The sequence below is a fragment of the Streptomyces sp. NPDC102462 genome (genome assembly GCF_044765425.1).
Lineage (GTDB): Bacteria > Actinomycetota > Actinomycetes > Streptomycetales > Streptomycetaceae > Streptomyces.
The window spans coordinates 15,350-29,789 of record NZ_JBIWKB010000063.1; the positions used below are offsets into that span (position 1 = coordinate 15,350).

At 69.9% G+C, this 14,440-nt stretch carries 10 protein-coding genes; 4 read left to right on the forward strand and 6 right to left on the reverse strand.

The window, feature by feature from the left end:
• Positions 1-19 precede the first annotated feature (19 nt).
• The 3 genes from ACIRFL_RS36030 to ACIRFL_RS36040 all read right to left on the reverse strand — a co-directional run bounded on the left by ACIRFL_RS36030 (position 20) and on the right by ACIRFL_RS36040 (position 2,014).
• On the reverse strand, positions 20-199 hold the full coding sequence (locus ACIRFL_RS36030; protein ID WP_404037397.1) for a hypothetical protein: 180 nt from the start codon (positions 197-199) through the stop codon (positions 20-22).
• 38 nt (positions 200-237) lie between these two features.
• Entirely contained in the window at positions 238-1,266 is a 1,029-nt protein-coding gene (locus tag ACIRFL_RS36035; RefSeq protein ID WP_404037400.1) for an aldo/keto reductase, read from the reverse strand.
• A 202-nt stretch (positions 1,267-1,468) separates the two neighbouring features.
• On the reverse strand, positions 1,469-2,014 hold the full coding sequence (locus ACIRFL_RS36040; RefSeq protein WP_404037403.1) for a TetR/AcrR family transcriptional regulator: 546 nt from the start codon (positions 2,012-2,014) through the stop codon (positions 1,469-1,471).
• Positions 2,015-2,114: 100 nt separating this feature from the next.
• On the opposite strand from ACIRFL_RS36040, the gene ACIRFL_RS36045 reads away from it, so the two are divergent.
• Positions 2,115-3,020, forward strand: coding sequence for an SDR family oxidoreductase (locus ACIRFL_RS36045; RefSeq protein WP_404037406.1), 906 nt, complete (start codon positions 2,115-2,117; stop codon positions 3,018-3,020).
• Between the two features lie 37 nt (positions 3,021-3,057).
• Here ACIRFL_RS36045 and ACIRFL_RS36050 read toward each other — a convergent pair whose 3' ends face one another.
• On the reverse strand, positions 3,058-3,435 hold the full coding sequence (locus ACIRFL_RS36050; protein ID WP_404037409.1) for a hypothetical protein: 378 nt from the start codon (positions 3,433-3,435) through the stop codon (positions 3,058-3,060).
• A gap of 69 nt (positions 3,436-3,504) precedes the next feature.
• Here ACIRFL_RS36050 and ACIRFL_RS36055 point away from each other — a divergent pair, with 69 nt between their 5' ends.
• Together ACIRFL_RS36055 and ACIRFL_RS36060 are read left to right on the forward strand one after the other, a co-directional pair.
• Positions 3,505-4,260 carry an NIPSNAP family protein gene (locus tag ACIRFL_RS36055; RefSeq protein ID WP_404037412.1) on the forward strand — a complete coding sequence of 252 codons (756 nt, stop codon included), beginning with the start codon at positions 3,505-3,507 and terminating at the stop codon, positions 4,258-4,260.
• A 183-nt stretch (positions 4,261-4,443) separates the two neighbouring features.
• The gene (locus tag ACIRFL_RS36060) at positions 4,444-5,628 is read left to right on the forward strand and encodes a type III polyketide synthase (RefSeq protein WP_404037414.1); all 1,185 of its coding nucleotides are present in this window, start codon (positions 4,444-4,446) and stop codon (positions 5,626-5,628) included.
• A 33-nt stretch (positions 5,629-5,661) separates the two neighbouring features.
• Here the strand turns inward: ACIRFL_RS36060 and ACIRFL_RS36065 are convergent, their stop codons facing one another.
• Together ACIRFL_RS36065 and ACIRFL_RS36070 are read right to left on the reverse strand one after the other, a co-directional pair.
• Positions 5,662-7,842 (reverse strand): SpoIIE family protein phosphatase, encoded by a 2,181-nt coding sequence (locus tag ACIRFL_RS36065; RefSeq protein WP_404037416.1) that lies wholly within the window; start codon positions 7,840-7,842, stop codon positions 5,662-5,664.
• 457 nt (positions 7,843-8,299) lie between these two features.
• Complete coding sequence (locus ACIRFL_RS36070; protein ID WP_404037419.1) at positions 8,300-9,205, reverse strand: GNAT family N-acetyltransferase; 906 nt, start codon at positions 9,203-9,205, stop codon at positions 8,300-8,302.
• 606 nt (positions 9,206-9,811) lie between these two features.
• Between ACIRFL_RS36070 and ACIRFL_RS36075 the strand changes: the two genes are divergently transcribed.
• Positions 9,812-14,116 (forward strand): CshA/CshB family fibrillar adhesin-related protein, encoded by a 4,305-nt coding sequence (locus tag ACIRFL_RS36075; protein WP_404037423.1) that lies wholly within the window; start codon positions 9,812-9,814, stop codon positions 14,114-14,116.
• Positions 14,117-14,440 lie beyond the last annotated feature (324 nt).

The following is a 14,440-nucleotide window of genomic DNA, read 5'->3' on the forward strand; positions in this document are numbered from 1 at the left end:
CGGTACCCGCCCAGGTACGTCACGATCGGCGCGGCGATCGCTCGGCCAGGTCTGCCGGATCTGACAGCAGAGCCGTGGCCACCCCCATCAGCACCCCGGACCACAGCACGAACGGCTTACGGCGGCCCACCCGGGGGGCGACCTCTGGATCGTCGGTGGCGGCGGCCGTCTTGAGGGTCTGCGGCGACCAGGTGGACACGGCGGCTTCTCCCATTTTTGTGGCGAGGAGGGCTTGGGTCAGGAAGCGCGGCGGCGCAGTGCCGGACGGGCGATCGAAGGTGCGGGTGTCGCGTTCTTCTCGTGTGCCGCCAGATCCGTTCCGGGAGCCACGATGGCATCGATGGCGTCGAGCACCTGCGGGGACAGGACGGTGTCCGCGGCGGCCAGTTGGGAGTGCAGGTGGTCGATGGTCCGGGGGCCGATCAGGGCGCTGGTGACCGCCGGGTGCGCGGTCACGAAACCGAGCGCCATCTGGATCATGCTGATGCCGGCCTCGTCGGCGAGCGACGCCAGTTTCTCCACCGCGTCGAGCTTGGCCCGGTTCGCCGGAACGGTGACGTCGAAGCGCTGGGGCATGAACGCGGACCTGCTGGTGGTGATCGCTCGGCCCTCACGCACGGAGCCGGTGAGCCAGCCGGAGGCCAGCGGGCTCCATACGAGCACCCCGAGGCCGTACTCCTGCGCCAGGGGCAGAACCTCGCTCTCGACGCCACGCTGCAGGATCGAGTAGTTCGGCTGCTCGGTGACGTAGCGGCCCAGACGATGCTCGCGAGCGGCCCACTGGGCCTGCACGAGGCGGTACGCGGGAAACGTCGAGGTGCCGAAGTAGCGGATCTTCCCGGCCCGTTGAAGATCGGTGAGCGCGGCAAGGGTCTCCTCGTCACTGGTGCGCGGGTCCCAGCGGTGGATCTGGTAGAGATCGACATGGTCGACCCCGAGGCGCCGCAGGCTGTCGTCGAGGGCCTTGGTGAGCCAGCGCCGAGAGGCCCCCTGATGGTTGCGTTCCTCGCCCATGGGCAGGGCGGCCTTGGTCGCGAGTACGACATCGTCACGGCGCGCGGCGATCGCCTTGCCGACCATCTCCTCCGACTGTCCGCCGCTGTACATGTCGGCGGTGTCGATGAGGTTGATCCCGGCATCCAGAGCGGTGCCGACGATCTGGTCGACGTCGTCCTGGCTGGTGCGGCCGAGCGCGCCGAAGTTCATCGCACCCAGCGCGAGCGAACTGACCTGGACGCCTGTGCGTCCCAGCGTGCGGTACTGCATAGCTGTGTCCTCCGATCAGGACACCCCCGTCCGGTCACCTGTGAGCGAAGCGGCGGGGGTGCGGAAAGTTGAAACGGAACCGCGATCCGATTCGATCGTACGGAACCTTGTTCCGCTTATGCAAGCGAGCGAGAGGCGGGAACCGCGGCATGGCCCGGCGAGCGGGCGGGCAAGGGGACCGGCACCATCTGCCGGCGAAGTGTCAGGGCCGGGGTTCCACGCCGTTGATGGCGATGCGCAGCAGGCGGGTGGCCAACTTCGGGTCGTCCTCGGCCCGGATGGCGATGCCGCTGGCCAGGGCGAGCAGGTCATCGACCGTGACCTCGGGGCGTAGCCGACCGGTTCTGACCGCGGTCGCCGCGAGGTCGACGGCGACGTCCGCCAGCACGCCGTGGCAACTGCTGTCGGCCGCGGTGGGCCGCAGGGAGACGGCAAGCCCGCGGGTGGTGGCGGTGTAGCGGGTCAGTTCCTCCAGCCAGATCCCCAGCCCGTCGCCGCCCGCTGTCTCGTTGAGCTCCCGGCCGCGCGCCGCCAGTCGTTCGACGCCCTCATGGAAGACCTCGGTCAGCAGGGCCTCGCGGGAGCGGAAATGCCGGTGCAGGGTCGCCGAGCCGAGCCCGGCCCTTCGGGCGATCTCCTCAAGCGAGGCGGAGGCGCCGTCCCGCGCCACCACCTCGGCGGCGGCGGCGAGCAGGCGTTCGCGATTGCGCCGCCAGTCGGCGCGCTGCGGGGTCTGCTGGCTGGTCATCGCGCCGATTCTAACCTCGCCTCGACAAACGGGGGGCCACCCCATATAGTCCGGAGCTGAAACGGGGTGGTACCCCGTTTAGCTGACGAGAGGGGTATCCATGACAACCGAACCCGTGTTGGTGACGGGAGCGACCGGCAACCAGGGCGGCGCGGTCACCCGCGCGCTGCTCGCGGCGGGACGGCCGGTCCGTGCGCTGGTCCGGAATCCGTCGTCCGAGGCGGCCCGCCGGCTGGCCGCGGCCGGAGCGACGCTGGTGCGCGGCGATCTCGACGATCCCGCCTCTCTCAAGGGGCCGGCGGCCGGGGCGGGCGCGGTGTTCTCGATACAGACGGCGGACTACGCGAACCTGATGGCCGACTTCGAGGTGCAACGGGCCCGCAACCTGGTGACCGTGAGCCGGGAGGCCGGGATCGAGCAGATCGTGCACTCGTCGGTGTCGGGCGCCGGCAACGACGACCCCGGGGCGTTCGACGAGGAACGCTGGGGAGCCTTCCCCGCCCACTACTGGCGCAGCAAGATCGAGGCCGAGCGGGTGGTGCGCGAGGCGGGCTTCCGCACCTGGACCATCCTGCGACCCGCCGGCTTCATGGAGAACCTGAAACAACCCTCGTTGTGGTTCGCGCAGTTCACGTCGGACCGGCTGACCGTCGTCAACGACCTCGACGTCGCACGGCCGTGGATCGCGGTCCAGGACATCGGGAAGGCCACGCTCGCGGCCCTCGTGGATCCGCAGCGCTTCCACGAGGTCGTGCTGGAACTCGCGGGAGACGAACTGTCCCTGCGCCGCGCGGTCGAGATCCTCAACTCCCTGCGGCCGACGCCGATCGAGCTACCGAACGACCCGGAGCAGGCCATCGCCTGGGGAATCCCGCCGGAACTGGCGAAGTCGCAGCGGCGGATGGACACCTACCCGGCACCGGCCCGCCCCGCCATGGCCCACGCCCTGGGCATCGAGACGACGACCTTCCAGCAGTGGGCGCACGAGACGGCACGCTCGCGGTGAGCGGTTCCGTCAGGCGGTGTTGCGTGTCAGAGGTGATTCACGAGCCGGGGGAGACGTCCTCGACCGGATCGACCACCAGGGTGGTGTGCTGGTTCTCCAGACCTTCCACCATCACCAGCGTGCAGGCCGTCACCTTGGCCCGGTAGACGCGGCTGACCACGAGGTCCGAACGCGGCTCGGACGAGTAGTTGTTCGGCACGAAGTCGTTGCCGCCGTTGTCCCCGCGGCTGACGTGCCGGTGGTTCATGTAGCGGATCCCGGTGTCCAGGTCGAGGATGACGGGAATCTGGAACGGCTCGCCACGAGCGTAGCTCCGGCGTTTCTTCTCGGGCCGGGTGTCGAGGAACTCGGTCACCTCGATCACGTGGCCGACGGGTATGGCCGCGGGGTAGTTGAGGCGGATCGGCACAGACATGATCCCAGCGTATCCGTGCGGCCGGCCCGAAGCGCGCCCCTTCTGCGCCGTCCGCCGTACGACACGACCGTGGCACGGGTGCTCACCGACTGCCGTATGGTGTGCGATCACGGCGCGGTCCTGTCGCAGCGAGACCACGCATCGAGTGAGGGAAGCGGTACGTTGCGGGAAGCGCCCATCACCTCTGAGGATGTCTCCGCGGAACAGCGAGCGATCCGGTACGAGTGGACAACGGTCGCCTGCGCGCTGGTGAACGGGCCGCGTGTCGCCGAAGCGGTAGGTGCCTGGGCGCGGGACGCGGGCGATGGCGGCCGCTGGCTCGGCGGGTGGACATCGGAGAACGGCGAACTCGGACGCATCTGGGCGCTGCGGTCGTTCCCGGACGAGGCGGCCCTTTTCACCGCTCGGCATGCCATGCGGCTCAGCGGGCACCCGCTTTCCGGGACCGGCGAGATCACCGGCATCGATGTGGCGAGTTTCGCCGGGCTGCCCATGATGCCGGCGGTCGAGACAGGAGCACTCGGGCCGGTCTACGAGATCCGCGACTACACCCTCGTCCCCGGTGGTCTGCCGGGCACGATCGAAGGGTGGCGCAGGGCACTGCCGGACCGTGACCTGATCGACCCGGTCACGGTCGTGATGTACGCACTCGATGGCCCCGAACGCATCGTGCATGTATGGCCCTTCCACGGCCTCGACGAACGCGTGCGCATCCGGCGGGAACTCTACGCCGCAGGCAGCTGGCCGCCGCCCGGCGCCCCCGAACTCATCGACCGCGCGACGTCGACGATCGCATGGCCCATCCCAGGCTCGCCCCTGTCCTGAGGCGCGGCCCGGTCGGCTCCTCGCCGGCGGCAACTCCCATGGCATCGTTCACTCGTGATATAGGCCAAGGTGGTCGAACGCGAAGTAGAGTGCGATGACGGCGACTTGACCCCGGGCCTTCCCAATTGGGCATGTTTCGGACATTTTTCGCCATTCATGGGTTTTCGGAGAAAGGTGCGAACTATGGGCGCCTACCTGTGCCCTCCCGCCGTGCTCCATGGCGAACACATCGTGCAGACCGGCCAGATCCTCGCGGAGGTGCGAAGCCGGCACCCGCAGGCGCCTTGGCTGCCGCGGATCGACGGCATCGCCGCGAGTACGGGGATCGCCTCCCGAGGTTGGATGCTGCCGCTGGAGACGGCCGTCGCGCCCGGAGACGGGAGCGGCCTGCGAACTCCGGGCGCCGGCCCGGCCCGTGCGGCACTGGCCGCGGGCGGGTTCACCGACCGGGAGGTGAACCGCGCGATCGCCGCACTGGAGGCGATACCGGCGCCGCAGACCATCGAGGAGCGCACCGCGCCGGCCTGGGCGGCCGTGCAGACATACGGGGAGCGCGCGGCCCGTCAGGCCCTTCGGACCGCTGGACTGGACGCCGCCGACGTCGACTGTCTGATCACCAGTCACTCGACCACCCCGGCCCTGCCGGGGCTGGACCTGTCCCTGCTCAACCGGCTTCCGCTGCGCCGCGACGTGCTGCTGCTGCCGGCCACCCAGTGGGCCTGCATCGCCGGCACCCGGTCGCTGGCGCTGGCGGCCGATCTGGTCGCCGCGGACCCCGACCGGGTGGTACTGGTCGTGATATCGGAGGCGCTGAGCACCACCTACCAGCCCGCCGACGACACCCTGGAATCACTGATCGTCCGGCTGCTGTTCGCCGACACCGCGGTCGCCGTGGTGGTCACGGGCCGCCCCAGGACCGAGTCGGTCCTGCGCCTGGACGCGGCCTGGCATCACACACTGCCCGGCACCGCGGACCTGCACCGGCTGGACACCCGGGCCGACGGCACGCATTTCGTGATGGACCGCCGTGGGCCGCGCGCCGTGCAGGAGACGGTGGCCGCGATGTGGGAGTGGCTGCGCGTGCGCCACCAGGACGACGGGCCCGAGTGGCATCCCGATCTGCTGCTCGCGCATCCCGGTGGCACACGGGTGCTGGAGTACATGGAGCAGACGATGCCCGACGGGTGGCCCTCGGGACTGCTGGCCTACAGCCGGGACAGCTACACCACGGGTAACCGCGGCGGTGCCGCCGTACTCGACATACTGGGGCGCGCGCACGACGCCGGGCAGAAGACGGGCAGTCGTACGGTGCTCTACGCCGCCGCGCCCGGGCTGACCGCCACGGCAGTGGAGGGGGAGTGGCTGTAGCCGAAGCCCGCCGCCCTCACACCGGCACGGGCGCTACGCCTCCAGTTCCGCCCAGACGGCCTTGCCGGTGCTGGTCCACCGCACCCCCCAGCGCGTGCTGAGCTTGTGGACGACGTGCAGACCCCGGCCACTGTCGTCAAGCGGCTCACCGCGGCGCAGGCGCGGCCGGCCGTTGCCGTGGTCGCCGACCTCGCACGACAGCCGGCTCCCGGCCTTCACCAGCCGTACCGTGACGGGCCCGATGCCGAACCGGACGGCGTTGGCGACCAGTTCGCTGATCACCAGCAGCGCACTGTCCCGGGCCTGCGCGCCGGCGTGCCATCGCCGCAGGAAGGGGCAGGCCAGGGCGCGGCTGCGGGCGGCGGTGTCCTCGCGGGCGGGCAGGCGCCAGGTGGCGGTGTCCCGGCTGCGGCGGCCGGCCATACGGGCCAGCAGCAGGGTTATGTCGTCGCGCAGGCGCCCCTGCGGGGCCAGAGCGGCGACCACGCGACGCGCGGCCTGCTGGAGATCGTCCCAGGGATGCACCTCGCGCACCCTGTCCGTCAGCCGGCCGATGCCGTCGTCGATCGAGGCCGCCGGATCCTCCACCAGGCCGTCGGTGTAGAGAACGAGAAGGGAGCCGGGCGGCGCGGTGAACTCGTGCTCGTCGAACGGCTCCCGGACGGCGAACACGGCACCCAGACCGGGGTGCGGCTGCGCCGTCATGGTCTCGGCGGATCCGTCGGGGTGGATGAGGATGGGGGGCAGGTGGCCGGCGTTGGACATCACCACCCGGTGCTCGACCGGATCGTAGACCGCGATGCAGCACGTTGAGCCCAGCGCGCTGTATCCGGCCGCGAGGCCCGTGTCGGTGTCGTCCAGGAGGGTGACCGTCTCGTCCAGACGCTCCAGGACCTCCCCGGGGCCCATCCCGGCGGACAGCAGTGCGCGGGCCTCCATGCTGAGCTGGCCCATGGCCGCCGCGGCCCCCAGACCATGTCCCACGACGTCGCCGACGACCAGCGCGGTGCGGTCGCCGGGGAGGGGGAAGCTGTTGACCCAGTCGCCGCCGACGCCCGCGCTGTCGGGGGTGGTGGGTTCGTAGACGGTGGCGACCTCGATGGTGTCGCTGCCGGCGCGGGGCAGCAGCCGGCGCTGCAGTGCCAGGACCTGGGCGTGTTCGCGCTGGTGCTGCCGGGCGAGGTCGACGTGGCGGGCGGTCCTGGCGACGAGTTCTTGCAGGTCGAGGAGTTCGCCGTCGCGGAAGGGGCGTTCCGGCCGCCGCCAGACCTCTGTCATGCCGAGCACGATGGGTCCGGGTGTGTCCTCCGGTCCGTCCACGACCAGCGGTATGCAGGCGACGCTGACGGGCCGGTCGCCGGGTACCAGCGCGCGTACCAGTTGTGGATCGTTGAGCAGGGTGCGTTCGATCGCCGCGCGGTCGGGGATGACGATGGCCTGGGGCATGTCGTCGCGCATCTCGGCACCGGCCAGCAGGCGGCTCGCCTCGCGGGGAAGGTTGTCCCCGGGTGTCAGGTAGCCGTCGGGCCAGGCCCGGTCCGGTACCAGGGCCGCCCGTCTGAGCCGGATGCGTTCCTGTGCCTGCTCGGTGACCGCCTCGCCCGTCCATACGGCGTAGTCGAGGTCGACGGCGGCGACGTCCCCCCAGGCCAGCAGGGACTGGGCCAGGGAGAACGCGGTCTCCCCGATGTCCAGTGACGTCCCGATCGCGGTCGCGGAGGCGTACAGGTGCAGCCGCTTGGCCATGGCGATCAGGGACACGGTCAGACCGTCCCGCGGTGGTGCGGCGGGCAGGATGCTCATCGAGACGACCAGTTCTGTCCCGTCGACCCGCCGCAGCCGCTGGACCCGGGCGACGTGCGCTTCCCGCGTCTCAAGAACCCTCTGCAACCGTTGTGTCACCGTGGGTACGTCCGCGGGGGGCAGCAGATCGGCGAAGGCGGCCCCCGGCGCGGCACGCACCCCCGTGAAGGGAGCGGCTTCCAGGTTGCAGCCGGTGATCCTCAGGTCCCGGTCGAGGGCGACCGCCCCGAGAATCTGCTCCCGGCCTCCGCTCTCCCGGCCGGCGCTCGGAGGCCGGCGCGGGTGGTGCTCGGCCGGTGCGGCGCCGGCGCCTTCGGCCGCCCCTGTTCCGGCCCTGGGGATGTAGTCCGCCAGGGCGTCGCTGACCATGTCGAACGGCGAAGCGGAGGAAGAGGAGGGTGTGGGGTCCATGCAGTTCCCCCAGCTCGCTGACTCCGGCGCGTGCCGGACGATAGTCCCGAGTCCGTACGGTCAAGCTCCCAGGTCCCTCACCGCACACCTCATGAGTAACACAGATTCCCGGTTCACCGAAGGGGTAAAGCCGGGTAAAGGAACGTAAGCGGTTGGTAACGGCGGCAAGCGTGCGCGGTGCCGCAGACGGGGCCCACCACCTGTATGAACGTCGCCGCGAGGACCCGTTCCGCCGCCGGGTAGGGGAGCGGCCCCCGCCGCCGCTACCCCCGCCACCAGCAACCCCGAGACGGCAACCGGAACCCCGCCCAGGCCCGGCGCCGGCACGCATGCGGGCCCCCGGCGCCGGGACAGGGGAGCGGTGACCGCCACCCCGCCGTGCCCCGGTCCCGACCCGGCCGCGCCCGGCGCACCGCCGACCTGGTGATCGGCGCAGGCGGGGGTTTGACGACAGGGCCTACGGCCGGTGGGCCCAGCCACGGTCCGTACGAGTCAGTTCACGGAAGCCCGAGCCGAGCAGTTGCTCGATCTCGGCCTGGTCGTCCGCGCTCTCGTACGCGAGAAGGCGGTCCGCACCGCACAGGCGCAGCCAGTCGGCAGCGTGTGCGAGGAGCAGGTCTTCCCAGCCCTCGCCCTGATGTGCCGGGTCGATGTCCATGTCCGCGAGTTCGGCAAGGCCCTCTGCCCGGGCGAGTCGTTCGGGCCGGGTCAGAGCGGTGTCGACCTCGACGAATCCCACGGCCTGCCGGCCGGCATACGCCGTGAAGCGCGTGCCGTACTCTCCTACACTCCGCTCGATGGTGACACCGGGCCGGGACTGCGGTCGCGGCAGGTCCTCGACGCGGGCGAGGAGAAGCACCTCCGTGTCCCCGGTGTGCCGGAAGCCGGCGCGCTGGTAGGCGGCCCGGACATGCGGCCAGACACGCGGCAGCCCGTACACCCCCGGGGCGGGCAGGGCGCCGTCGCCGTACCGGGCGCGGACCTGCCAGCGGGCGAACTGGGCGAGGCCGGCGCTCATCAGCATGTCCGCCGCCTTCTCGGCCTGCGGCAGCAGGGCCGTCGACGGACGGCACACGAACCAGTCGACGGCCCCCGCGTCCCGGTAGTCGGCGCCGACGCCGGCGTCAGCGCGGTACCGCAGCAGATGGACGGCCGCGACGACGCACCGGCGGTGCTCGGCGACGAGTGTCGTCCGCTCACCCACCCAGGGGTCGGTGACGAACTCGTCCGGCCGGCGTTCCAGCCTGCTCAGGACGGTGTTCACGGAGACGGAAACACCCGGGACGACAGCTGCGACATGGGCGTTGACGAGTTCGGTCAGCTGATCGCGGTCGTCGCGTCGGAAGGGGCGCACGGTAGGCATACGTGACCTCCGGTAGAAGAAACGTCATCGGGAGGCCGCCATGCGATGCGGTACGCGGCCGATCTTACGGTGTGCAACAGCAGACCCCAAGCCCGGCTGCGCATCCGAGGCGCGCCCCCTCCGACGCCCTCTACCGGCGTGCTCGTCTCCCTGGTCGCCCTGCCGGTCTCGCAGAGCTGCACCATCGGCCTGACTTGCTGGATGCCCTGCTGGACCAACGACTTCTGAGTAGCCATCAGGTCGTTTTTCAGTGGAATGACTCCGTGAAATTGTTGATTTCCCGCCGTTCTGCCCGATGGTCTGTGACGGCCGACGTAACGTACTGCAGCAACCTGTGAATTCGCGGTGAGGATCGCAGGGTCAACACAAATGTGGATGCCGGGGCGTGAGACGCCGAATCAGCTGTTTCGAATTCCGCTGAATTGACCGGGCCGAACCGTCGGATGGTGAGGGGCGGGGGATTCCCGGCCGGTGCTGTGCGCGCTGCGATACCAGATCTGAAAGAGGTGTTCCAGAATGCGTGTGCCGAGATGCCGGTTCTTCAGACGCGGAAGCGACAGCCGCGCGAGACCACAGGTGCGAGCGGCCCGGCCAGGACGCAGCGTCGTGTTGGTTCTTGTCACGACGCTTCTCGCGGGTCTGCTGGGTGCCACGGGTTCGCTGCTGACCGCGACGCCGACCCAGGCGGCCTTCGCTACGGGCGGATCCGGTCTCTACCAAGGCTCGATCGACTGGTTCGAGTGGGGTGCGCCCGACGAGTTGATACCGGCGGACGGTCTGACCCGCACCAACACCCGGGATGTGGCGGGTCGGACGCTCGCCACCACCTGCACGATCTCGAATCTGGAAGGGGAGCTGCGAACGTACCGGTCGGGATCGTTCAGGGGAGACGGGCTGGACGATCTCTACAACGTGGGTGGTACCGGCGGCGCCAATCAGATGGTGGCCGGACTCGCCAACAGCGAATTTGGCGCGTTGGTCTCGTTCCGGTTCTCGTGCTCGGTGACCCTTGATGGTGTCCCGGTTCCGCTTCAGGGGCTGGTTTTCGCCGACGCGGAGTCGAGCGGCGCCAGCTCCAACGAGTATGTGGAAGCGCGCCCAGAGCAACCGGTGACGTGGCGGGTGATCGACCGTTTCCGTAGCGAAGGTTGCGAGGTGTCAGCTCTGGCAATCGTGTCCGCTGATGACACGATGCGCTTGACGCCGAATGACGACCGGGACTGCATGCGCCACAACGACGCGTGGGCAGGCCCGACGGCTGTCGGGTTCATGGACGGTGCCACGAGCGCGCGGGTCTCCATCCATGGTGGCGGCAAGAGCGCCGTCGCACTCGGTGTCGTACTGCAGACGGACTTCGGGGACGCGCCGGCGAGTTACGGTGAGGCCGGCTCGCTGTTCGAGCCGTCGTGGCAGGGCGGAACCGTTCCTGTCGGTACGACGCCGGTCTCGGGCAGCGATTTCGAGCTCGGCACCCCGGGGCAGCCGACTCCGCGGCTGGGCGCGACCGTTGACGCCGAACCCGGGTACAACGCGTCCCCTGACGCGACCGGCGACGACACCACCGGCGGCGCCGACGAAGACGTCATCGACCCGCCCGGCACGATCCATGTGACGCCGGGTTCCTCCTACACGCTCAAGGACGTGCAGTGCACCGGCCCCGGACACGTCGCGGGCTGGATCGACTGGAACCACAACGGCACCTTCGACGCCGGTGAGCGGTCGGGCACCGAGGAGTGCACCGGCACCTCGGTCGATCTGGCCTGGAACGTTCCCGCGGACGCGGTCGACTCGCCGGGCGCCGACCAGACGTTCCTGCGGCTTCGCATCGCAGACGACGAGGACGCCGTCGCCTCGCCCACCGGGTTCACCACGTCCGGTGAGGTCGAGGACTACGCGCTGAACGTCGCCCTGCCGAGGCTCGCGGTCGAGAAGACCTCGACCGCGACCACGGACTCCCGCCCCGGCGACACGGTCACCTACACGGTCCGCGCGACGAACAAGGGCGAGACCGACTACACCGATGACTTCCCGGCCGTCGTCTTCGACGACCTGTCCGGTGTCCTCGACGACGCCACCTACCCGGGCGAAGCGTCCGCGAGCCGCCCCGGCCCGGTCTCCTACGCGTCGCCACTGCTGTCCTGGACCGGCGCACTCCCCGCAGGCGAGACGGTCGAACTGACCTACACCGTCACCCTCAAGGAGGGGGGTGACGGAACCGTCCGCAACGTCGCCTGGGAACCCGACGACCCCGAAAAACCCGAGCCGCCGGCCTGCGACCCGCCCGAGGACGGCGTGGACCCCAAGACCGGTCAGCCGTGCGCGGAGGCCGAGTTCCCGCTGCCCAGGCTGTCGATCGCCAAGACAGCGGACCGCACCGAACTTCCCGCCGTGGGCGACAAGGTCACGTACACGATCACGGTCACGAACGAGGGCCCCGGTGACTACACCGCGGATGCCCCCGCGTCGATGACCGACGACCTGTCGGCCGTACTGGACGCGGCGACGTTCGATGACGACGCGTCGGCCACGGCCGGGACCGTGTCCTACGCCCAGCCGACTCTGTCGTGGTCGGGTCCGCTGGCGGCGAGGGAATCGGTGGAGATCACCTACACGGTGACCTACACCGGCGAGGGGGATCAGAACCTGCGCAACCTCGCGTGCGTTCCCGAAGCCGAGACCGCCGCGGGGGAGCCGAGCTGTGACATCGTGCAGATCCCGGGTTCGGATCTGACGCAGCGGAAGCAGGTACAGGCGTCCGAGACACCCGTCGTCGCAGGCACGGTGCTGACCTACACGCTGTTCTTCGCCAACGACGGCGCCGTGGCCGCGGATGTGGACGCGGTCGATGACCTCACGCACGTGAGTGATGACGCCGATGTCACGGTCGAGCCGGCTTCCGCGGACGGTCTGGCCGTGGCGCGGGACGGCGACCGGATCTCGGTGAGCGGGTCCGTGCCGGCGGGCAAGACGTATGCGGTGACGTATCAGGTGACCGTCAAGCCGGACGGCGAACGCGGTGACGACACCGCGGCGAACTTCCTGCTCGCCCCGGACGAGAAACCCCCGGCCGACCCGGTGTGCCGGCCGGAGGACAAGGAGCGGCCAAACTGCACGGTCACCCCGATCGGCCGGCTGCTCACCTCCAAGGCCGTCTCCGCGTCACAGACCCCCGTGGTCGCGGGCACGGTGCTGACCTACACGCTCACCTTCGACAACCAGGGCGAGGGCCCCGTGGAGGTGGACCGCACCGACATCCTCGGCGACGTCCTCGACGACGCCGAGCTGACCGGCCGGCCGGCCGCGTCCGACGACGCGCTGAGCGTCGCGGTCGACGGTGACACCATGCGGATCACCGGCGGGCTCGACCCCGGGCAGACCGTCACCGTGACCTACCGGGTGACGGTGAAGGACACGGCGGACCGCGGCAACAACACCGCGGACAACTTCCTCGTCGAGACCGGCACCGAACCGCCCGCCGAGTGCGGGAAGGACGACCCGAACTGCACCGTCAACCCGCTGCCGAACATCTCGTCGGCCAAGTCCGCCGATCCCGGATCCGGCTCGACCGTGGTCGCGGGCCAGCAGCTCACCTACACCCTGACCTTCACCAACACAGGTGAGGCGGCAGGCCCGGTGGACCACTCCGACGACCTGACGAAGGTGCTGGACGACGCGCGGATCACGACCGCCCCGAAGACCTCCGACCCGGCACTCCGGGCGACGCCGGGAACGGACGGTGTGATCCGGGTGACCGGGACACTCGCGCCCGACCAGACGGTCACCGTGACCTACGCCGTCACCGTGAAGCCGGACGGCGAACGGGGCGACAACCGGCTGGGCAACTTCCTGGTCGAGACCGGTACCGAACCGCCCGCCGCGTGCGAGAAGGACGACCCGAACTGCACCGAGCATCCTGTCCCGCTGATCACCGACACCAAGACGGTCGACCCCGCCTCGGGCACACCTGTCGTGGGCGGTCAGGAACTCACCTACACCCTCACCTTCACCAACAGCGGCGCAGCCGACGGCAAGGTGGACAAGACCGACGACCTGACCCATGTGACCGATGACGCCGACGTCATCACCGAACCGGCCGCCTCCGACGACGCGTTGTCCGTGGCCCGGGACGGAGACCGGATCACCATCACCGGCACCCTCAAGCCGGACCAGACGGTGACCGTCTCGTACACGGTGAAGGTCAGACCCACCGGGAAACGCGGCGACGGCATCCTCGCCAACTTCCTGATCGACCCCGGCAAGGAACCGCCGACCGACCCGGTCTGCGAGCCCGGGGAAGGAGAACGGCCGGACTGCACCGTCAACCCCGTCGGGGACATCGCCCCGTCCAAGACCGTCGCCCCGCGCAGCGGGACCACAGTGAAGGCCGGTGGGAAGCTCACCTACACCCTGTCGTTCGAGAACACCGGGCGGGGCGTGGCGAGCGTCGACTACACCGACCACATGGCCGGTGTCCTCGACGACGTGACCCTCACCGGTGACATCAAGGCCGGCGACGGGCTGACCGTCACCGGACCGGACGGAAAGGCGCTCCACATCACCGGAGCGGTCCAGCCCGGCAGGACGGGGACGGTCACCTACACGGTGACGGTCAACGCCTATGACAAGCAAGGAGACCATCACCTCGGGAACTTCCTCACCCTCACCGGGGAAAAGCCGCCGGCCAAGTGTGTCGCGGAGAACCCGCTGTGTACGGAGAACCCGACCGACCCGCCGGACCCCGTCGACCCGCCTGGGTGGGCCGTGCCCGGCATCCCGGGGAGCCTCGCGCACACCGGCACGACTGTCTTGCTGGCCGCCGCCCTGGCGGCACTCCTCGCCCTGGGCCTCGGCGGAGGGCTCCTTCTGGCCGCCCGCCGCCGAGGACGGCAAGGGCAGGGGACAGCGGAGTAGGTGACCCTCTCTGACCCTCCTGTCGCGGGCCCCGTCACACCGACGGGGCCCGCGTTGTCCGTCTCGCCGCTGCTACGGCTTCCCGAAAGCAATGCGCCCGCCCCTGCGCCTCACCAACCTCCAACGCCCCAAAGGCAGTTCAGTGTTTTTCGCGGTCCCCGCAAAAGGCGACCTACGTGGTCCACGTCACAAAAGACACTGTGGGTGAATTTGCGAAAATGAATTCACGGTGCCGTGGACATATCAAATGCACCGTGTGTGCGGGGTTTTTCCTCATTACTTTTATGGAGGCATTTATCCCCACCCGTTGACGTATTGGCTCAC